The organism is Microbispora sp. H10836, from assembly GCF_012999525.1.
Taxonomy (GTDB): Bacteria; Actinomycetota; Actinomycetes; order Streptosporangiales; family Streptosporangiaceae; genus Microbispora.
This window is the reverse complement of the sequence record NZ_JABBWU010000003.1, coordinates 74,496-94,746: the sequence shown is the minus strand read 5'-3', so window position 1 is coordinate 94,746 and position 20,251 is coordinate 74,496. Positions and strand designations below refer to the sequence as shown.

General features: G+C 71.6%; 22 protein-coding genes. 8 read left to right on the top strand and 14 right to left on the bottom strand.

What is annotated here, in order from left to right:
* Window positions 1-249, top strand: a complete 249-nt coding sequence (locus tag HHX30_RS07840; RefSeq protein WP_169980938.1) for a glutaredoxin family protein — start codon at window positions 1-3, stop codon at window positions 247-249.
* 16 nt (window positions 250-265) lie between these two features.
* On the opposite strand, the gene HHX30_RS07835 is transcribed toward HHX30_RS07840, so the two are convergent.
* The gene (locus HHX30_RS07835) at window positions 266-1,891 is read right to left on the bottom strand and encodes a hypothetical protein (protein ID WP_169980936.1); all 1,626 of its coding nucleotides are present in this window, start codon (window positions 1,889-1,891) and stop codon (window positions 266-268) included.
* Window positions 1,892-2,072: 181 nt separating this feature from the next.
* On the opposite strand from HHX30_RS07835, the gene HHX30_RS07830 reads away from it, so the two are divergent.
* From HHX30_RS07830 to HHX30_RS07820, 3 genes are all read left to right on the top strand, one after another.
* The gene (locus HHX30_RS07830; protein WP_169980934.1) at window positions 2,073-2,720 is read left to right on the top strand and encodes a sigma-70 family RNA polymerase sigma factor; all 648 of its coding nucleotides are present in this window, start codon (window positions 2,073-2,075) and stop codon (window positions 2,718-2,720) included.
* A 157-nt stretch (window positions 2,721-2,877) separates the two neighbouring features.
* The gene (locus HHX30_RS07825) at window positions 2,878-3,627 is read left to right on the top strand and encodes a DUF5667 domain-containing protein (protein WP_169980932.1); all 750 of its coding nucleotides are present in this window, start codon (window positions 2,878-2,880) and stop codon (window positions 3,625-3,627) included.
* A 66-nt stretch (window positions 3,628-3,693) separates the two neighbouring features.
* A complete protein-coding gene (locus HHX30_RS07820; RefSeq protein ID WP_169980930.1) occupies window positions 3,694-4,563 on the top strand; it encodes an HAD family phosphatase in 870 nt (289 codons plus the stop codon).
* A gap of 63 nt (window positions 4,564-4,626) precedes the next feature.
* Here the strand turns inward: HHX30_RS07820 and HHX30_RS07815 are convergent, their stop codons facing one another.
* From HHX30_RS07815 to HHX30_RS07755, 13 genes are all read right to left on the bottom strand, one after another.
* Window positions 4,627-5,649 (bottom strand): alpha/beta fold hydrolase, encoded by a 1,023-nt coding sequence (locus tag HHX30_RS07815; protein WP_169980927.1) that lies wholly within the window; start codon window positions 5,647-5,649, stop codon window positions 4,627-4,629.
* Between the two features lie 115 nt (window positions 5,650-5,764).
* On the bottom strand, window positions 5,765-6,655 hold the full coding sequence (locus HHX30_RS07810; RefSeq protein WP_169980925.1) for a lysophospholipid acyltransferase family protein: 891 nt from the start codon (window positions 6,653-6,655) through the stop codon (window positions 5,765-5,767).
* Window positions 6,655-7,698: an NAD-dependent epimerase/dehydratase family protein gene (locus HHX30_RS07805; protein ID WP_169980923.1), complete on the bottom strand. Its 1,044-nt coding sequence runs from the start codon at window positions 7,696-7,698 to the stop codon at window positions 6,655-6,657. Before HHX30_RS07805 ends, HHX30_RS07810 begins: the two co-directional genes overlap by 1 nt.
* Window positions 7,699-7,769: 71 nt before the next feature.
* Window positions 7,770-7,868 (bottom strand): 30S ribosomal protein bS22, encoded by a 99-nt coding sequence (locus HHX30_RS07800; RefSeq protein ID WP_018654693.1) that lies wholly within the window; start codon window positions 7,866-7,868, stop codon window positions 7,770-7,772.
* Between the two features lie 155 nt (window positions 7,869-8,023).
* On the bottom strand, window positions 8,024-8,227 hold the full coding sequence (locus HHX30_RS07795; RefSeq protein ID WP_030456159.1) for a helix-turn-helix domain-containing protein: 204 nt from the start codon (window positions 8,225-8,227) through the stop codon (window positions 8,024-8,026).
* Window positions 8,228-8,539: 312 nt separating this feature from the next.
* Window positions 8,540-9,319, bottom strand: a complete 780-nt coding sequence (locus tag HHX30_RS07790) for a phosphatase (protein ID WP_169980921.1) — start codon at window positions 9,317-9,319, stop codon at window positions 8,540-8,542.
* 45 nt (window positions 9,320-9,364) lie between these two features.
* The gene (locus tag HHX30_RS07785; protein ID WP_169980919.1) at window positions 9,365-10,528 is read right to left on the bottom strand and encodes an acetoin utilization protein AcuC; all 1,164 of its coding nucleotides are present in this window, start codon (window positions 10,526-10,528) and stop codon (window positions 9,365-9,367) included.
* Window positions 10,529-10,641: 113 nt separating this feature from the next.
* Window positions 10,642-11,826: an ABC transporter permease gene (locus HHX30_RS07780; protein ID WP_169980917.1), complete on the bottom strand. Its 1,185-nt coding sequence runs from the start codon at window positions 11,824-11,826 to the stop codon at window positions 10,642-10,644.
* Complete coding sequence (locus HHX30_RS07775) at window positions 11,823-12,566, bottom strand: ABC transporter ATP-binding protein (protein WP_169980915.1); 744 nt, start codon at window positions 12,564-12,566, stop codon at window positions 11,823-11,825. The genes HHX30_RS07780 and HHX30_RS07775 overlap by 4 nt, the downstream gene beginning before the upstream one ends.
* On the bottom strand, window positions 12,563-13,957 hold the full coding sequence (locus tag HHX30_RS07770) for an efflux RND transporter periplasmic adaptor subunit (protein WP_249349832.1): 1,395 nt from the start codon (window positions 13,955-13,957) through the stop codon (window positions 12,563-12,565). The genes HHX30_RS07775 and HHX30_RS07770 overlap by 4 nt, the downstream gene beginning before the upstream one ends.
* 70 nt (window positions 13,958-14,027) lie before the next feature.
* Window positions 14,028-14,822, bottom strand: coding sequence for a pyrroline-5-carboxylate reductase (gene proC, locus HHX30_RS07765; RefSeq protein ID WP_169980911.1), 795 nt, complete (start codon window positions 14,820-14,822; stop codon window positions 14,028-14,030).
* 98 nt (window positions 14,823-14,920) lie between these two features.
* Complete coding sequence (locus HHX30_RS07760) at window positions 14,921-15,655, bottom strand: ABC transporter permease (RefSeq protein WP_169980909.1); 735 nt, start codon at window positions 15,653-15,655, stop codon at window positions 14,921-14,923.
* Window positions 15,652-16,380, bottom strand: a complete 729-nt coding sequence (locus HHX30_RS07755) for an ABC transporter ATP-binding protein (RefSeq protein ID WP_249349805.1) — start codon at window positions 16,378-16,380, stop codon at window positions 15,652-15,654. The genes HHX30_RS07760 and HHX30_RS07755 overlap by 4 nt, the downstream gene beginning before the upstream one ends.
* Window positions 16,381-16,500: 120 nt before the next feature.
* On the opposite strand from HHX30_RS07755, the gene HHX30_RS07750 reads away from it, so the two are divergent.
* From HHX30_RS07750 to grpE, 4 genes are all read left to right on the top strand, one after another.
* Window positions 16,501-17,010 (top strand): GNAT family N-acetyltransferase, encoded by a 510-nt coding sequence (locus HHX30_RS07750; protein ID WP_169980907.1) that lies wholly within the window; start codon window positions 16,501-16,503, stop codon window positions 17,008-17,010.
* 71 nt (window positions 17,011-17,081) lie between these two features.
* A complete protein-coding gene (locus HHX30_RS07745) occupies window positions 17,082-17,549 on the top strand; it encodes a hypothetical protein (RefSeq protein WP_169980905.1) in 468 nt (155 codons plus the stop codon).
* A 193-nt stretch (window positions 17,550-17,742) separates the two neighbouring features.
* Complete coding sequence (dnaK, locus tag HHX30_RS07740) at window positions 17,743-19,614, top strand: molecular chaperone DnaK (protein WP_169980903.1); 1,872 nt, start codon at window positions 17,743-17,745, stop codon at window positions 19,612-19,614.
* Window positions 19,611-20,249, top strand: a complete 639-nt coding sequence (gene grpE / locus HHX30_RS07735) for a nucleotide exchange factor GrpE (RefSeq protein WP_169980901.1) — start codon at window positions 19,611-19,613, stop codon at window positions 20,247-20,249. The genes dnaK and grpE overlap by 4 nt, the downstream gene beginning before the upstream one ends.
* The last annotated feature ends 2 nt before the right edge of the window (window positions 20,250-20,251 follow it).

Below are 20,251 nucleotides of genomic sequence, written 5' to 3'. Positions count from 1 at the left end.
ATGGCTCCTCGAGATCACCGGATCACACTGCTCGGCAAGCCCGGCTGCCATCTGTGCGACGACGCCCGCGCGGTGATCGAGCGCGTGGCCGCGGAGCTGGGCGTTCCCTGGGAGGAACGCGACATCACCGCCTCGCCCGAGGACCAGGCGGAGTACTGGGAGATGATCCCCGTCGTGCTGATCGACGGCGTGCAGCACGACTACTGGCGGGTGAACGAGAACCGGCTCCGCGAGGCCCTCACCCGCTGACCCCGTCCGGGAGGGGTCACAGGATCTGGCGGGTGGGGAGGGGGACCACCTTGGCGGCGTTCACGCTGAGCTCGATGACGTTGGCCGCCAGCACGTACCTCACCCGCTCGGTCGCGAACCGCTCCATGTGCGGCTGGCGCTGGTGCTCGCCGTAGCCCACCTCGTCCCGGTAGAGCTCGTAGACGATGCGCTGGAGCGGCGCCGACTTGACGCCGTGGCAGACGAACAGCAGCGTGTCGGGTTCGTTGCGCTGGACGGCCTCCACCGTCTCCTCGGCCAGTTTGTCGAACGCCTCGCCCGAGCCGTCGAGCAGCGTGAAGACGGTCAGCAGGCCGTAGATGCCGGGGGCCGGCTTCACCGAGCCCCCCTGACCGGCGGGCCGGCCCGCCGGCCGGTCCCCCTGCCCGTCGCCCGGGCGGTTCATGGGCGGCCGGGACCTGCCGCCGAACCCCACGCCGAAGCTCGCCGCGAGGTCGGCCGGGTCGGGGACCTCCGCCCCGGGGTAGAGGGCCCCCGTGGCGGGCATCGCCCGGTCGGGCTCGGCCGGAGACGCCGCTGGCATGCCGTACTCGGGCCGGTGGGGCTGGCCGTACTGGTCGGCGGCGAGAAGCTGGCCGGTCGCGGGCCCGCCGAAGTCGTCGGCGGACGGGCGGCCGTCGGAGGGCCGCATGCGGGCGGCGTAGTCGACCTCGCCCTGCTCCCCCGCCCGGTATTCGGCCACCAGGTCGCCGAGCCCGGATCGGCGCGGCGCTCCCGGCCCCCCGGCCGCTCCCGGCACACCCGGCGCTCCGGGAACCCCTGGCGGAACCGCGCCGGGCCCTGCGGAGCGGCCTCCAGCCCCGCGCGGCGGCCCGGGCGGCCCGGAGGGCGCGGAGGGCACACGGGTCTCGGCGCGCAGGGCGTTGTCGGCCCGGCCGCCGCGCCGTCCCTGCCACTCCTCCTCGGGAGCCTCGTCGTCCTCGTCCTCGTCGTCGTACGGCGCGAGCGGACGGGCCACGGCGTACCAGACGCCGCCGGCGGAGGCGGCCAGCACCACGACGACGACCAGCCCCGGGAGCCCGAATTCGAGTACGCCCGAGATCGCCATGCCCGCCGGGGCGAGCACGACGGTCGCGTTCATGTTGTCGACGTCGTAGTCGTCGCCGTCACGCCAGGCCAGCAGCGCCATGGCGAGGCAGAGCAGGAGCAGGAAGACCACCAGGCCGTGGACGCCCCGCAGCAGCCACTCCGGCCACAGGTCCCAGTGGGCCGGCCCGTCGGGCAGCGACTTGCCGAACCCGGCGGTGACGACGGGGTCGAGCACCATGATGACCGTGCCCACGACGGTGAGCGCGGCGCCGAGGAGCCAGCCGGCGAAGCGGGCGCCGCCCTTCTCCGACAGGAGCTGGATGACGCCGATCGTCAGCCACAGCGGCGCCAGCAGCGACCCGGTGATCTGGTACGCCCGGAACGTCACGGGTCCGAAACCGGTGAGGTGACCGACGGCGATGGCGCCGAGCGACAACGCCAGCGCGCCCGTGGCGATGCTCCACGCGATCAGCCAACCGGCCGGCTCGTCACGGAGACGCCCGACGAGGACGCCGGTGGTGATGCCGGCGAGCAGGGCGCCGGCGAACGCGAGGAGTGCGACGAGGACTTCCATGGTGGCACCCATGCTGCCGGACATCGGCTCATCACCGGTAGCCGGTCGCCCTGTACGGGAATGTCACCACCCGCGTCTCCTCACCCGAACGCGATTCCTCCACCCGAACGGATTGTGTTATCTCCCGTTGATTTCTAGAGTGTTCGAGCACGCCGACTCCCCTTCCCCCATGGGATAACGGATGCCGAATACGTGGCCGTTGGCCGGGCTGTCCCCTCCGGCCGCCGCAGGAGCAGCGCAATCCGCGCGCTCCGCCGGTCTCTCCGACCGCGAGCACGAGTACGACGAGATGCGAAGCCTCGTGCTGCGCGCCAAGACCGGCGACAGCGAGGCGTTCGGCATGCTCTACGACCACTACCTGGAGCTGGTCTACCGGTACGTCTACTTCCGGGTCGGCAGCCACGCGCTGGCCGAGGACCTGACGAGCGAGACGTTCCTGCGGGCGCTGCGGGGCATCGCCGAGTTCACCTGGCAGGGCCGCGACTTCGGCGCCTGGCTGGTCACGATCGCCCGCAACCTCGTCACCGACCACTTCAAGTCGGGCCGCAACCGTCTTGAGGTGACCACCGCCGAGATACTCGACACGCCCCTGGACGGCCCGCACATCCCCGAGAATGCGGTCGTCGCGAACATGGTCAACGAGCGGGTCATGCAGGCGATCAAGCAACTCGGCGCGGAGCAGCAGGAATGCGTGATCCTGCGCTTCCTGCACGGGATGTCGCTCGCCGAGACGGCGAAGATCATGGGCAAGAAGTCCGGGGCGATCAAGGCGCTGCAGTTCCGGGCGATCAAGGCGCTCGCCCGGGCGCTTCCCGACGATCTCGGCTGAGATCCCCGTAACCATTACCCATACCCCATCGTTGGGCATGTGGCAGGTCGGATCTTCAGGTGGGGTCCGCGGGCCGGCCGGGAGGCGGCGAACGCCTCCCAGCGGCTCAGCGCGCGGATCTCCGCCGGGCGTCAAGCGGGGGATGGCGGGAGCGGTGATGGGCTGGTGGCGACCCTCGCGCCGGGCGGGCGGCGGGTCGAAGGGCCGCACCCGCGGCGTCCCCGGCCACCGCGGTCCGTTCCGCCGTAAGCCGCCGGCCCGCACCCGGGGGGCCGTCGCGCGCATGGCGGGCCTGCGCTCCCGGCTGAGCGGCGACCCGAGGCCGGAGTTCCGCGAGAGGCTGCGTGCCGAGCTGATGCGCGCCCACGCCGCCGAGCGCGCCGCGGGCAGGCACGCGGCGCCGCCCGCCGGCGGGCCCCCGCGGCCGCGGCCCCGCCGGTCCGCGCTCGTACGGCTGCGCCCCCTGCTGGTGTTCTGCGTGCTGCTGGCGGGGATGTTCGGCACCGGTGTGCGGACCTACCACTCGGTGCCCGGCGAGGTGCTGTACCCGCTGAAGAGGCTGGCGGAGTCGACGGTGCTCGACCTCGCGTACAGCGAGGAGGAGCTGGCGAAACGGGAGATGGTGGCGGCACGGCAGCGGGCGGCCGAGACCGCCTCTCTGGTGGGCACGTCCGCCCCCGACAGCCGCCGCCTGATCGCGCAGACTCTCGACGACATGGAGACGACCACCAGGTCCGCGCTCAGCCGCGTGGCCCGGCGGGGACAGACCTCCGGCGATGCCCGCAAGTTCGCCCGTGAACAGCACAATCTGGTGGAGCCGCTGCTGCCGAAGCTCGACCAGGAAAATCGCGATAAAGCGAACCAGTATCTAAGTTATATCGACTCGTTCACGGGTTCCGGACGTTGACACGTCATGTCCCGCTCACACCCTGGTCCCGTTCCCGGCACCGTCCGGCGGTTAAGCTGATGAGCCATGAGGCGGCTATTGCGACGGCGGGAAGCGGCGGAAATCGCCGGTGAGGTGGCGGCCGCCGCGGCGGTGTCCGCCCCCGAGGTCGTCCCCGACCTCACGGCTGCGGCGTTCTTCGACGTGGACAACACGATGATGCGCGGCGCCTCGATCTACCACTTCGCCCGGGGACTGGCGGCGCGCGGCCTGTTCACCAGCCGTGACCTCATGAAGTTCGCGCTCGGGCAGGCGTGGTTTCGCGTACGGGGCAACGAGAACCCCGAGCACATCGCGAAGGCCAAGGAGATGGCCCTCGCCTTCGTCGCCGGGCTGAAGGTGGACGAGGTCGTCCGGCTGGGCGAGGAGATCTACGACGACGTGATGGCCGACCGCGTGTGGCAGGGCACCCGCGCGCTGGCCCAGGCGCACCTCGACGCCGGGCAGCGCGTGTGGCTGGTCACCGCCACACCGGTCGAGCTGGCCCGGGTCATCGCGCAGCGGCTCGGGCTCACCGGCGCCCTCGGCACCGTCGCCGAGACCGCCGACGGCGCCTACACCGGCAGGCTCGTCGGCGACCTGCTGCACGGCCCTGCCAAGGCCGAGGCCGTCCGGGCGCTGGCGCGCCGTGAGGGCCTCGACCTCGCGCGCTGCTCGGCCTACAGCGACTCGGCCAACGACCTGCCCATGCTCTCCCTGGTCGGGCATGCGCACGCGATCAACCCGGACAGCGAACTGCGCGAGCACGCCAGGGAGAACGGCTGGGACATCCGCGACTTCCGCACGGGCCGGAAGGCGACGATGATCGGCCTGCCGATCGCCGCGACCGCGGGGGCCATCGCGGGCGGCGTCGCCGCCGGCATCGCGCTGCGCCGCCACTACCGCTCCGTCGTCTGACCACGCGCCCGGCGTGCCCCGCGGGGATCCTCCCACGCCCCTCAGGGCGGCCGTGAGCGGTGGTCAGGCCACGGGCCGGTCCGCCACGGCCCGCATGATCAGGGCGGTCAGCTCCCGGTTCACCAGCTCGGGGCGTTCGTAGCCGATCATGTGCCCGGTGCCGGGGATGCGGACGAACCGGGCGCCCGGCAGCGCCTCGGCGATCCTGCGGCTGTGGGCGAGCGGAGTGAGCCGGTCCCGCTCGCCCACCATGACGAGCGTCTTCACGGTCTCCAGCGCCTTCAGCGCGGCGTGCTTGTCGTGCACCCGGAAGTCCCGGAAGAACCCGACCATGACCTCCGTGGGCGTCGCCGTGGCCATCGCGTTCACCACTCGGATGTGCCGGCGGCTCGCTCCCCTGCCGAAGGCGACGTATCGGGTCACCGGCAGGTTCGTCCAGCCCTTCAACCGGGGACGCGCGTCGATGACCGCGGCACGGGCCATCATGTTCTCGAACACCGATGTCGCGACGCGGGGAGCCAGCCGCCCGAACGGCCCCGGGAGACCGAAGGTGCTGGTGTCGAGCCCGCCGGACGAGGTGCTGAGCAGCGCCGCGCCCACCACCCGCGACTCGGTCAGGCCGGGATGCCGGCCCGCGAGCGCCATGATCGTCATGCCGCCCATCGAGTGGCCGACGAGGACGACGGGCAGCCCCTCCGGCACGGCGGCCTCGATGACGGCGGCCAGGTCGTCGCCCAGCCGGTCGATCGTGTACGTCTCCAGCGCCCCGGCCGAGGAGTCGCCGTGCCCGCGCTGGTCGTAGAAGACGAGCGTGCCCAGGCCCGCCAGGGCCTCGCGCTGGAGCTGCCAGCAGTGCCGGTTCATCAGCCAGCCGTGCGCGAAGACGACGGCGCACCGGGGATCGGGGTGGTCGTCGATCTCGACGGCCAGACGTACCCCGTCGTCGGTCGTGACCGTCGTCCGGCGCGCGGACGCGCCGTCCGGAGCCTGTGCGGCCTTCGCCCGTCTGGTCTGGACGCGTCGCGCGGTGCCGATCGCCAGGCCGAGGGCGAGCCCGGCGAGGGCGGCCTTCCGCCCCTTGTTCATGGTGCTCCTCCGGGGATGAGGGTGAGCACACCATACCGACCAGTAGGTCGCTTTGTTAGACCCGGTCCCTATGCGATGTCAGACGCCCTTGCCGAAGCAGCAGGAGCCTCTGTTGTCACATCACCATCGGGGGGAACGCCGGTCCCCGGCGCAGCCGCAGGGCGTCGAGCTGCCCCTGCATGATCTCCCGGACGTGGTCGGTCAGGTCGAAGACCAGCATGGGGTCGTCGGCCTCCTCCGGGGCGTACTCGTCGGTCCGGATCGGCTCGCCGAACTCGATCAGCCACTTCGACGGCAGCGGGAGCAGGCCGAGCGGCCCGAGCCAGGGGAACAGCGGCGTGATCGGCAGGTACGGCAGGCCGAGCAGCCGGGCGAGCGACGGGAGGTCACCGATCTTGGGGTAGATCTCCTCCGCCCCCACGATGGCACACGGCACGATCGGCACCCCGGCTCTGATCGCCGACGCCACGAACCCGCCCCGGCCGAACCGCTGGAGCCGGTAGCGCTCGGAGAACGGCTTGCCGATGCCCTTGAATCCCTCGGGAAAGACGCCGACGACCTCGCCCTTGCGCAGCAGCCGGTCGGCGTCCTCGGGGCACGCGAGCGTGTGCCCGGACTTGCGGGCCAGGTGCCCGAGCACGGGCAGCTGGTAGACCAGGTGGGCGCCGAGCAGACGCAGCGGCCTGCCCAGCTCGTCGTGCATCGCGACCTGCAGCATCAGCGCGTCCACGGGCAACGTGCCGGAATGGTTGGCCACGATCAGCGCGCCGCTGTCGGCCGGCACGTTGCCCAGGCCGAGGGCCTCGGTCCTGAACCAGTGCCGGTAGAGCGGGCGCAACGCCTCCAGCAGCACCCTCTCGTTGAGCTCGGGGTCGTAGCCGAACTCGTCGACCTCGTACTCGCCGGTGATCCTGCGCCGCAGGAAGGCGAACAGCTCGGCGAGCCGCCCGTCGGCCGCGCCTCCAGCCGCGCCCTCCGCCGTGTGCCGGTCCCGGAAGTCGTCCATCAGCGTCCCGTCAGGAGATCGGCCAGCCAGTCGACCACGGCGCGCGGCAGCTCGCCGGGGCCGCCGCGGGAGCGGAGGAAGTCGTCGAACGCCGCCGCGGTGCTGTACTTCGGCCGCCAGCCGAGTTCGGCGGCGAGCCTGGTGGTGTCCACCGCGCGGCCGTGGCTCATGAGCGACAGCTGCTCGGGCGAGAAGTCCACCAGCCGTGCGCCCCTGGCGACCCCGCTGACGAGGCGGAAGGCGGGAGACGGCATCGGGACCACCGGCCGGCCCGTGCGCCGCGCGCACTGCGACAGCAGCAGGACGCCGTCGCCCGAGACGTTGAACACACCGGCGTGGTCGGCCCGCGCCGTACGGCACAGCACCTCGACCGCGTCGTCCTCGTGGACGAACTGCAGCCGGGGGTCGAACCCGAGCACGGTGGGCAGCACGGGCTGGGAGAAGTACCGCGTCAGCGGCGAGTCCACGCCCGGTCCCATGAGGTTGGCGAACCGCAGCGTGGTCGTCGTCACGTCGGGCCGGCGCCGGGCGAAGCCCCGCACGTACGTCTCCACCTCTGTGGCGTCCCTGGCGTAGCCGTGATGGGACACCTCCACCGGCATGGTGTCCTCGGTGAACACGGCCGGAGCGTGCGGCGAGGAGCCGTACACGGCCGTGGTGGACCGCACGACCACCCGGCGCACCGTGGCGGAGCGCTGACACGCCGCGAGCAGCTGCATCGTCCCGATGACGTTGTGCTCCTTCATGGCCGACCGGCCGCCGGTGTCACCGGCCCGGCCGCCGCCGGGGCCGCTGACCAGGCTGAGGTGCACGACGGTGTCGACGTCGGCGTCCCTGATGACCTTGACCAGGTCGGGACTGCGCAACGCGACCCGGACGAACTCGGTGCGGCCGAGCACCGCGCCGTCCTCCCCGGCAGGGGATGGCGGCGGTGCCGTGTCCACGCCGATGACCCGGTCGATCTCCGGGTCGGCCGCGAGCGCGATCGCCACACGAGCGCCGACGTGACCGGAGACGCCGGTGACCAGCACAGTACGAGTCATCGAGGCCTCGCCGGGGGTGTGCGTGTTCACGGTCGCCCGGTCCCTGAGGACCGGTGCGCGCTCCGTCTCGGCTACTTCTTGTTACGCCGCTGGATACGGGTCTTCTTCAGCAGCTTGCGGTGCTTCTTCTTGGCCATGCGCTTGCGGCGCTTCTTGATCACAGAGCCCACGGGACCCCCAGGTGAAGGTGTGACTGTCCAACCGGCGCGCGAGCGCACACCGGCTCAACAGACTACCGGCGATCCGTGGTAGATCGCTCCCCCGGGGGACCCCGCATCGGCCGGGAGTCGGCCACGCCACCGTCAAGCGCGGCCTCCCGGGCGGTTCACCCTGCTTCGATGAACGCGTCCCGCAAGTAGTCGTGGACCGCCTGCTCGGGCACCCTGAAGGACCGGCCGACACGGATGGCCGGTAACTCACCGGAGTGCACAAGCCGGTACACGGTCATCTTGGACACCCGCATGACGGTCGCCACCTCGGCCACCGTCAAGAACTTCACCTCGCTGAGAGGTCTTTCGCCTGCACCCATCGGACGCCTCTTCCGCACGTGTTTCCGGGTTATCCCCACTGGTGCCATTGCTCACGCACGTGTACTGCCGTCAGCGTAAGTCCGGACTCCGACTAGGCAAACCCCTCATTCCATCAGTCATCAGAGCCGTATGCCGTCAAAACCAGGAAAGTCGCTGGCAGCAGCCGGACCGTGCCCCTCGCCTCAACCTTGGAACGGACCAACTTCTCTCCCATTAGAGTCGCCCAGGCACAGAAAAAAGTTGGCAAACGGTCGGCACAGAGGCGCAAAAGCGGGCGCGAAATGCCCGGTTTGGGAGGTCCGGAAGGGGAGTCAGAGGCTGCGGGCGACCCGGGCGAGCAGGTACGCCGTCAACGGAGCGTAGAAGCGGGGTAGCACGTTGTCGTCCAGGGGAACGGTGACCGCGATCTTCCCCTCGGCCTCGCCCACGAACAGCGCCGGGTCGTTGCTGTCGGCGAAACCCACGGTCTCGACCCCGGCCTCGCCCGCGGCCCCGGCCCAGCCGTGATCGGCGATCACGAAGTCGGGCCGCTCCTCGGCCAGCATCGCCTCCATCGGCACCGCCTCGTGGGTGTGGACGAACGTGCCCCGGTCCTCCAGCATCGCCACGCCGTCCAGGTAGCGGATCCGCCTGCGGCGGCCCAGGCCGCCGATGTGCGTCCACCCCTCGGCCGGGAAGAGCAGGGTCGCCCCGTTCTCCGCGAGGAACCGCGCCAGCGCGAGGTGGATGGTGAGCAGACCGGTCGGGTGACCGGTGGCGAGCACGATCCGGGGCGAGGCGCGCCGCAGCACCTTCGCGATCCGCTCGCCCATCTCCTCGACGGCGTCGATGGTCCGCTCGGGGTCGATGGTGTCGGGACCCTCGCGGTGCCCGGGATCCGCGACCACCCCTGCCTTCTCGGCCATCAGCGCGAGCACCTCGTGGTAGGACCACTCGCCCTCGAAGCTGAGCCCGAAGAGGTAGTGCGGGTCGCGCAGCGCGAGCGACCGGTAGTGATCGAGGTTGTTCTCGCGGCTGGTCGCCACGTCACCGGCGATGGCGGTCCTGACGAGGTGTTCGCGCAGTTCGGCTCGGGAGGGTGGAAGGGTCACGACAGGTACAGCGCTCCTCGACTCGGCGTGATTCCGGCGCCACGGCTACGGCATGGGGTCCAGCCCGTGGAAGGGGAACACCGCCTTCCTGGTCGCGATGACGGCCCGGTCGACGGCGTCGGCTGGATCGTACCCCTCCGAAATGTCACGCCATTGCGGATGCCGTCCGTCCGTCATCCGCAGCGGCGGGATCTCCCCCGTGTGCTCCCGCACGAAGGTCCGCCAGGTCGCCGGGGTCTCGGTCGACGGATCGACGGGGCGTCCCACCGCCTCGGCGATCAGGTGGGTCCACGCCCGCGGCACGACCTGGACCAGCTCGTATCCCCCGCCGCCCACCGCGATCCACCGGCCCCCCGCGGTCTCGTGGGCCAGCCGGTGCAGCGCGGCGTACGCCGTGCGCTGCCCGTCGAGGCTGAGCATCAGGTGGGCCAGCGGGTCGAGGGCGTGGCTGTCGCAGCCCTGCTGGGTGACCAGGATCTGCGGCTGGAAATGCCGCAGCAGCGGCGGGACCACCGCGTGGAAGGCGCGCAGCCACCCGGTGTCGCCGCACCCGGCCGGCAGCGCGACGTTGACCGCCGTGCCCTCCGCGCCGGTTTCCTGCGGGAAGCCGGTGCCGGGGAACAGCGTGCGCGGGCTCTCGTGCAGGCTGATCGTGAGCACCCTCGGGTCGTCGTAGAACGCCGTCTGCACGCCGTCGCCGTGGTGCACGTCCACGTCCACGTACGCGATCCTGGTCGCGCCCTGCGACAGCAGCCACGCGATGGCGACGGCCGGGTCGTTGTAGACGCAGAAGCCGCTGGCGGCGCCGGGCATGGCGTGGTGCAGCCCGCCTGCGACGTTGACCGCGTGCTCGGCCTCACCCGTCCACACCGCCCTGGCGGCGGCCAGCGTCGCCCCCGTGACCAGGGCGGAGGCCTCGTGGACGCCCACGAAGGCGGGATTGTCCTCGGTGCCGAGCCCGTAGCGCAGGTCCGGGCGGCCGTCCTTGGAGACGTTCTTGACCGCCTCGATGTAGTCCCGGTTGTGCACCAGCGCGATCTCGTCCTCGGTCGCGGGGACGCAGCGGGTCATCTCCGCGGCGTCGAGCACGCCCAGGTCGCGGGCGAGTGCCATGGTGAGCTCGACGCGTACGGGCGCGAGCGGATGGCCGGGCCCGAAATCGTAGGAAACCAGAGCGTCGTCCCAAACCACCCGCACCGCCTGACTCATGCCGCGACGCTACCGCACGGCTGGTCGCGGACGTCGATACGGGCGTCGCGGGCCGTGACGACGCCAGTCCGTGCCAGCCGGCATCATTCGGCATCATTCGGCATCAGCCGGCATCAGTCGGCGCGGAGGGCGACGACGGGGTCGAGCCTGGCCGCGCGCCGGGCGGGGGCCACGCCGAAGAAGACGCCCACGGCCGCGGAAACCCCGAAGGCGAGCGCGATCGACCACCAAGTGATCGACGCGGGCACCGGCGAGACCGTCCGGATCAGCAGCGCTCCGCCGACGCCGGTCAGGATGCCGATCACGCCGCCGATCGTGGTCAGCAGCACGGCCTCGATCAGGAACTGACCGAGGATGTCGCGGCCGCGGGCGCCGAGCGCCTTGCGCAGGCCGATCTCCTTGGTCCGCTCTCTGACGCTGACCAGCATGATGTTGGACACGCCGACGCCGCCGACCAGCAGCGAGATCCCCGCGATGGCCGCCAGCACGCCGGTCAGCATGCCGAGGACCGTGCCGATCGTGCCGAGAAGCTGCGTCTGCGTGACGGCCGAGAACTTCTCACCCGGGTAGCGGGCGTCCAGGGCGGCCACGACCCGCTGCCGCAGCGGTTCGATCTCGTCCGGGCCGGAGGCGCCGACGGCGATGCCGTTGATCCTCGGCAGTCCGATCAGCCGCTGGGCGGTGGTGACCGGCAGGTGCACCTCCTGGTCCCGCGCCACCCCGAACGTCGACCCGACGGTCTCGTAGACGCCGATCACCCGGAACCGCACCCCGGCGATCGTGACCTGGCGGCCGATCGGGTCGACGTCGCCGAACAGCTTGGCCGCGACCTCCGCGCCGAGGATCGCCACCCGCCGCCGCGTGTCCACGTCGGTCTCGGTGAGGTAGCGGCCCCGGCGCAGCGGGCGGTCGAACACGTGCGGCATGTTCTCGTCGGTCCCGGTGAGCGTGGCGAACACCTCCACGCGCCCCACCCGGACCGGCTCGCCGGAGTTCACCGCCACTGTCACCTTGGACGGGTCGCCGACCACGCGCCGCACGTACGCGACGTCCGCCAGGTCGAGACGGCTCTGGGTGGGGGCCGCGCCCAGCCCCACCTGTCCGGGGACCACGAGGATGATGTTGCTGCCCAGCCCCGCGATCTCGCTTTCGACGGCGTTCTTTGCCCCGGTGCCGACGGCGACGAGGATCACGACCGAGAGCACGCCGATGATCACGCCGAGCATGGTCAGCATGCTGCGCAGCCGGTTGACCCGCAGTGCCTCCACCGCCATCCGCAGCGCCTCAGCGGTTCTCATGTGTCCGTCTCCACCGCGTCCGCCTGCTCGTCCGCCTCCGCTGTGTCCATCTCCACCCTGCCGTCCCGTACGCGGATCTGACGGCGGGCCCGGGCGGCGACCTCGGCGTCGTGGGTGACGAGGACGACGGCCACGCCGCCCTCGTTGAGCCGTTCGAGCAGGCCCATCACCTCCTCGCCGTTGCGGGTGTCGAGGTTGCCGGTCGGCTCGTCGGCGAGCACCACCCGTGGGTCGCCCACCAGCGCGCGGGCGAGCGCCACCCGCTGCTGCTCGCCACCGGACATCTGGGACGGCCGGTGCGTGAGCCGGTGACCGAGCCCGACCGCCTCCAGCGCCGCCCGGGCCCGCTCCCTGCGCTCGGCCCTGGGCACGCCCCGGTAGACCAGCGGCAGCGCCACGTTGTCGAGGGCGGACGTGCGGGCCAGCAGGTGGAAGGACTGGAACACGAAGCCGATCGTGCGGTTGCGCAGGCCGGCCAGCCCGGCGTCGTCGAGCGTCGCCACGTCGACTCCGTCCACCCGCAACGTGCCCGAGGTCGGCCGGTCGAGGCAGCCGAGCAGGTGCATGAGTGTCGACTTGCCCGACCCCGACGGGCCCACGATCGCCGCGAACTCCCCCTGCCCGATGCGCAGGTCCACTCCGCGCAGCGCGTCGACCAGCACTCCTCCGTCCAGCCGGTAGGAGCGGGTGAGGCCGATCGCCTCGAACGCCGGCGCTCCCGCGCCGTCGTCGCGGCTCACGACAGGGACTGGCCGGGGCGTACGGCGTCGGCGCCCCTGACCACCACCTGCTCGCCCGGAGACACCCCGCTCAGGATCTCCACGACCGCGTCGCCCTGCGCGCCCAGCCGTACGACCCGCCGTTCCGCCCTGCCGCCGCGCACCGCCCACACGATCGTCTCCCGGCCGCTCGTCACGATCGCCGACGCGGGCACGGCCGTGGCGTTCTCCGACCGGCGTACGGCCAGCCGCACGACCGCGCTCATCCCCGGCTTGGGCGCGGGGGCCGCGCCGCCGTCGTCGTAGGAGCCCCGGCCCAGGCGCAGCCGTACGGGATAGCTGACGCCGCCCGTCGCGCCCTCCTTGGGCGTGACCCCGACGCCCGTCACGGTGGCGGTGTACGTCGCGCCGGTCACCGCGTCGAACTCGGCCTCGGCCCGCGTGCCCTCGCGGACCAGCAGCACGTCGGTCTCGTCGACGTCGGCGGACAACGTGAGCACGGACACGTCGGTCACCGTGGCGATCGGGTCTCCGGCGGCCACCGGGACGCCGGTGGCGATCGTCCCGCCGGAACGGCCCGCGGGAGCGGCCGCCGCGGCTCCCGCCTGGCCCGCCAGCCCGGCCGGCAGTTGCGAGACCAGCGCGCCGAGGCCGGCCGCGCTCCCGGCGGAGGACGCGCCGCCGAGCGTGACCACCCCGCCGAAGGGGGCCCTGACGACCAGGGCGTCCACGGTCTGCTCGGCCGCGCGCACGGCCGCCCTGGTCTGGGACCTCGACGCCGCCCGCAGCGACGCCATCGACGCGCTCAGCCCGCTCATCCCCGCGCTGACCTGGCCGCTCACCTGCGACAGGCTCTGGTCGATCGATCGGGTGAGCCCGTCGAGCACCTCACCCAGCGCCCGGCGCTGGGCTCGCTGACGCTGCTCGGCGGCGTCGATGGCGGCCAGCAGCCGGGCCCGGGTCGTGCGGTCGCCGATCGACCTGGCGGCCTTCCTCGCCCGGGCGAAGGACTGGGAGACGTGGGCGTCGAGCGAGGCCGGCAGTCGCAGGCGCGGCAGCCGTACGCTCGCCGGAGCGCCGCCCGCGCCGCCGAAGGAGACCGGACGGGAGGCCTGCCGGTCGGCCTTCCGGGCGGCGGAAAGCTGCTGCCTGGCCTGGGGAGAGCTGATCCTGGCGAGGATCTGGCCCTTCTTCACCGTGTCGCCGTCCTGGACGTACAGGCGGGCGACCGTGCCCGGGGCTGGGGCGGTCAGAGTGGCCGTCGCACGCGCGCCCACCGTCGCCGGGGCCTCGACGACCTCGCTGACGGTGGTCCTGGTGACCATCGCCACCTGGGTTCTCCGGGGTTCCGGCGACGAGCACCCGGCGGCGAGCAGGACGGCGAGAAGCGGGATGATCCCGCCACGGGACATCACCGGCCAATCGTAAAGCGATGGTCAACATCCGTCCCGGAGATGCCGATCCGGCGCGAAACCCGGTATGTCAGCCGGCGGCGAGACGGCGGCTGCGCTCGCAGGCGGCCTCGATCGCGTCGAGGAACGCGGCCCGCACCTTGTGGCGCTCCAGTTCGGCGATGGCGGCGATCGTGGTGCCTCCGGGCGAGGTCACGGCCTCGCGCAGGATCACCGGGTGCTCCCCGGAGTCGCGCAGCATGATCGCGGCGCCGACGATCGACTGGGTGACCATGTCGAGAGCGGCGGCGCGCGGCATGCCCAGCAGGATCCCGGCGTCGACCATGGCCTCGACCAGGTAGAAGAAGTACGCCGGGCCGCTGCCGGACAGCGCGGTGGCCGCGTCCTGCTGCTTCTCGGGGATGCGCAGCACCTTGCCCACCGGGCTGAGCAGCGCCTCGGTGCGCTTGAGGTGCTCCTCGGAGGCGTGGGCCCCGGCCGAGATGACGCTCATGGCCTCGTCCACCAGGACGGGCGTGTTGGACATGACCCGCACGACCGCGACGCCGTCGCCGAGCCTCTCCTCCACGAACGCGGTCGTGATGCCGGCGGCCACCGAGATCACCAGCCGGTCGGCGGCCACGTGCGGGGCGATCTCGGTCAGCAGCGCGTCCATGTCCTGCGGCTTGACCGCGAGGATCAGCGTCTCGGCCAGCTTGGCGGCTTCGGCGTTGCCCGCGACCCGCACGCCGTACCGCTCGCGCAGCGCATCGGCCCGCTCGGGCCTGCGGGCCGTCGCCACGATCTCCTCGGGTCGCAGACCGGCGCGTACCAGCCCGGAGAGCAGGGCCTCGCCCATCTTTCCGGTCCCGAGAATCGCGATCATTCCTGCACCTCTTCTGGGCTTCGCCGGGATCTCCACGCAGCTTACCGACCTCGCGGGACGGAGCCGAACTCGCCGACCGCCGACCCCTCCGCCCGCGCTCAGGGGGTCCGGCGGCGCAGCGTGGCGGCGCCGAGCAGGAGGGCGAGCACGGCCGACCCCGCCACCACCAGGACGTCGCGCCAGAACTCGCCGCCCGGATCGGCGTCCGCGACCGCGTGCGCCATCGCCTCGATCGCGTACGACATGGGCAGCACGTTGGAGATCCATTCGAGCACGGTCGCCATCTGCCCGCGCGGCACGAGGATCCCCCCGAGCAGGATCTGGGGGAGCATGACGATCGGCATGAACTGCACGGCCTGGAACTCCGTACGGGCGAACGCGCTGCACAGCAGGCCAAGCGCGGTGCCGAGCAGGGCGTTGAGCAGCGCGACGAGCACCAGCGGCCACAGGGCGCCCGGCAGGTCCAGGCCCAGCCAGGTGAGGGAGACGGCCAGCGCCAGCGCCACCTGGGCGCACGCCGCCAGCCCGAACGCGAGGCCGTACCCGAGGAGGAGGTCGAGCCGGCCGAGCGGCATCGCCATGAGCCGCTCCAGCGTGCCCGACGTGCGCTCGCGCAGGGTGGCGATCGAGGTGATGAGGAACATCACCAGGAAGGGGAAGACGCACAGCAGGATCGGCGCCCAGCGGCCGAACGCCCGCTCATCGTCCATCACGTAGTAGAGCAGGATCATCACCAGCGTCGGCACGAGCACCATCAGCGCGACCGTGCGCCTGTCGTGGCGGAGCTGCGTCGTGATCCGCCGTGCCGTGGCGAGGGTGATCGCGACGTTCATGCCGCCGCCCTCTCCTCGATCAGGCGCAGGAACGCCTCCTCCAGGTCCGTCGTTCGCGTGTGCGCGCGCAGTCCGCCGGGGGTGTCGTCGGCGAGGATCTCCCCCTGGCGCAGCACGATCAGCCGCTCGCACCGCGCGGCCTCGTCCATGACATGGCTGGAGACCAGGATCGTGGTGCCGCCCCCGGCCAGGCGGTGGAAGAGCGTCCACAGCTCCTGCCTCAGCACGGGGTCGAGCCCGACCGTCGGCTCGTCGAGCACGAGCAGTTGCGGACGGCCGAGCAGCGCGACGGCGAGCCCGGCCCGGCCCAGCTGGCCGCCCGAGAGCGTGGACCCGAGCTGGTGGGCGGCGCCGGCGAGCCCGACCTCCGTCAGGACCCGCTCGGGGTCGTCCTTCGGGGCGCCGAGCACGGCCGCGAAGTAGCGCAGGTTCTCCAGCACGGTCAGGTCCCGGTAGACGGCCGGGCTCTGGGTGGAGTAGCCGATCCTGCGCCGCAGGCCCGCGCTTCCGGCCGGCTCGCCGAGCACGCGTACCTCGCCGCCGCCGACGATCTGGACGCCCACGATCGCCCGCATGAGCGTCGTCTTGCCGCAGCCACTCGGCCCGAGCAGGCCGGTGACCTGCCCCCGGGGCACTTCGAAGGTGAGGCCGTGCAGGACCTCCACCCCGCCCCTGGACACCCGCAGATCCCGTACGGCGATCGCGGGATCCGATAAATTCATCATGCGTTGAAATTAGCCCCCGGCGGGACGGCGCGTCAATGGCGGCCGGTTGAGGACCGCATTCCCTGCCACTGGCGAAAGTGAATTGTCCGGAAGAGCAGCACATGGGTAACTTCGCGCCCTATGACCCCGACTCTGCGTACCGAGCGCCTGCTGCTGGAGCCGTACACCCCCGAAGACGAGGAAGACTTCGTCACCCTGTTCCAGGACCGGAGGGTTTCGCAGTGGATGGGCGACGGCCCCGCCGCCGAGGCGGAGTACCGCGCCCTGTTCGGACGGATCTTCACAAAGGTCTATGCCCAGGAGTCGTTCGACGTCTGGGCCGTTCGCCGGAACGGCCGCTTCGCCGGGCACGCCGAGATCAAGCCGACGGACGTGGCGGAAGGCTACGAGATCATCTACGCGCTGGCCCCCGACACGTGGGGATCGGGCCTGGGGAGAGAACTGGCCGGGGCGATCGTCGCCTACGGCTTCGACGTCCTGGGGCTCACGGAGGTTTACGCCACCGTGGCGGCGCCGAACACCGCCTCGCTGGCCGTGCTGGACAGGATCGGCTTCGAGCACGTCCGGGACATCGCCGAAGACGACGGGAGCGTCACCCGCGTGCTGACGCGCCGCCGGGACGCGTTGTGAGGGCGCCTCGGGCGATGCCCGGGGCGATGACGGCGGGTGAACCGGAGGCTCTTTACAGCCGTGTAAGGGGCATGAGAAAGCTCTGGCTCGTGGCCCTCCTGTTCCTGGCGGTCGCCTGCGGGGGGACCTCCTCCACCTCGGCCTCACCCGAACAGCCGGACGGTTCCCCCACCGGTGCCGAGGCCGGCCACGGCTCGCCCGCGCCCGCCTCGCCGTCCGGCGCCCCGAGCGGCGCCCCCTCTCCCGTGACCCCGGCAGGGCCCACCCTGAACCCGCGCAAGGTGCCGTGGGAGAGCGCCACTCCCGCCGCCGACGGCCGGTCCCTCGACGTGGTGTGGTGGTCGGGCGTGGAGCCCTGCAACGTGCTCGACCACGTCGAGGTGACCGAGACGGCGCGCGAGGTCACCGTGACGCTGTACGAGGGGCAGGACCGGCGCTCGCCCGACGCCATGTGCATCGCGATCGCGATACTCAAGACCACGAAGGTGCAGCTCAAGGCACCCCTCGACGGCCGGAAGGTCGTGGACGGCGCCAAATAGGCCTGGCGACGGGCAACCTGAGCGCCGCCTGCCGCGAAGCAGCGCGGACGCCTCGCGCTGCGTTCGCGATGATGGGAAGAAATCCGCGCGTCCCAGGGTTGAGCCTCATAGACTCAAGCTGTTTGACAGAACCCCGACCGGGGGCCCAGTATTTGAGTCTGACCGACTCAACTTTGACTACAAGGACGTACTCATGGCACGTGCGGTAGGTATCGACCTGGGGACGACCAACTCCGTCGTCTCGATCCTCGAGGGCGGCGAGCCCACGGTCATCGCGAACGCCCAGGGCTCGCGGACCACGCCGTCCGTGGTCGCGTTCGCGAAGAACGGGGAGGTTCTCGTCGGCGAGGTCGCCAAGCGGCAGGCGGTGACGAACGTCGACAGGACCATCCGCTCGGTCAAGCGCCACATGGGCACGAACTGGTCGATCGAGATCGACGGCAAGAAGTTCACGCCCCAGCAGATCAGCGCGTTCGTCCTGCAGAAGCTCAAGCAGGACGCGGAGGCGTACCTGGGCGAGAAGATCACCGACGCGGTGATCACCGTCCCGGCGTACTTCAACGACGCCCAGCGGCAGGCCACCAAGGAGGCCGGCCAGATCGCGGGCCTCAACGTGCTGCGCATCATCAACGAGCCCACCTCCGCGGCCCTGGCCTACGGCCTGGACAAGGATAAGGACCAGACCATCCTGGTCTTCGACCTCGGCGGCGGCACCTTCGACGTGTCCCTGCTCGACGTCGGCCAGGAGGACGGGCACGGGTTCGTCGAGGTCAAGGCCACCAGCGGTGACAACCACCTGGGCGGCGACGACTGGGACCAGAGGGTCGTCGACGAGCTGGTGACCCGCTTCAAGAACGCGCACGGCGTGGACCTGTCCAAGGACAAGATGGCCCTCCAGCGCCTGCGCGAGGCGGCCGAGAAGGCCAAGATCGAGCTGTCGGCCCAGACCGAGACCACGATCAACCTGCCCTACATCACCGCCTCCTCCGAGGGCCCGCTGCACCTGGAGGAGAAGCTCACCCGGGCGGAGTTCCAGCGGATCACCGCCGACCTGCTCGAGCGCTGCAAGGGCCCGTTCAACCAGGTCATCAAGGACGCGGGGATCAAGGTCGCCGACATCGCCCACGTGGTCATGGTCGGCGGCTCCACCCGCATGCCGGCCGTGTCCGACCTGGTCAAGGAGCTGACCGGCGGCAAGGAGCCCAACAAGGGCGTGAACCCGGACGAGGTCGTCGCCATCGGCGCCGCGCTCCAGGCCGGCGTCCTCAAGGGCGAGGTCAAGGACGTCCTGCTGCTCGACGTCACCCCGCTGAGCCTCGGCATCGAGACCAAGGGCGGGATCTTCACCAAGATCATCGAGCGCAACACGACGATCCCGACCAAGCGCTCGGAGGTCTTCACCACGGCTGAGGACAACCAGCCGTCGGTGCAGATCCAGGTCTACCAGGGCGAGCGTGAGATCGCGGCGTACAACAAGAAGCTGGCCACCTTCGAGCTGACCGGCATCGCCCCGGCCCCGCGCGGCATCCCGCAGATCGAGGTCACCTTCGACATCGACGCCAACGGCATCGTGAACGTGTCGGCGAAGGACCTCGGCACGGGCAAGGAGCAGTCGATGACCATCACCGGCGGCTCGGCTCTGGGCAAGGACGACATCGAGCGCATGATGCGCGAGGCGGATTCCTACGCCGAGGAGGACAAGCAGCGCCGCGAGGAGGCCGAGGTCCGCAACAACGCGGACGCCCTGGCCTACCAGACGGAGAAGTTCCTCCGCGAGAACGACGAGAAGGTCCCGGCCGACGTCAAGACCGAGGTCAACGACTCGCTCGCCGAGCTGAAGAAGGCGCTGGAGGGCACCGACGTCCCCGCCATCCGCACCGCCGCCGAGAAGCTCGCGACCGTCAGCCAGAAGATGGGCTCGGCCATCTACGCCCAGTCGCAGGCCGGCGCCGAGGGCGCCGCGGCCGGCGCGGGCGCGGGCGCGGAGGGCGCCCAGGCGAAGGCCGACGAGGACGTGGTCGAGGCGGAGATCGTCGACGACGAGCGGGAGGGCGGCCGCAAGTGAGCCCGCGTGAGAACGGCGCCCAGGAGGAGCCGGTGATCCGCGACAACCGCAAGATCGACCCGGAGACCGGCAAGGCCCGCGACTCCGCCGGGGACGCCGAGGCGGCCCCCGGGGACCAGGGGACGGAGACGGCGACGGCGCCCGCCGAGGGGTCCGCCAGGGACCTGCTCGCCGAGCGCACCGCCGACCTCCAGCGGCTCCAGGCGGAGTACAGCAACTACCGCAAGCGGGTCGATCGCGACCGGATCGCCGTCAAGGAGCAGGCCGTCGCGAGCGTGCTCACCGAATTGCTGCCGGTGCTCGACGACATCGGTCGCGCACGCGACCACGGCGAGCTGACCGGCGGCTTCGCGAAGGTGAGCGAATCGCTGGAGGCGACTCTCGGCAAGCTGGGCCTGACCGCGTACGGCGCGAAGGGCGACCCCTTCGACCCGACCGTGCACGAGGCGCTGATGCACAGCTACTCGGCGGAGGTGAGCGAGCCGACGTGCGTCGAGATCCTCCAGCCGGGCTACCGGGTCAACGACCGGATCCTGCGGGCCGCCCGCGTGGCCGTCGCCGAGCCGAGCGAGGAGGCGGCGCCGGAGGAGACGGCGGCCGGCTCCGGTGAGTCCGGCGGGCCGGACGAGAACTGAAA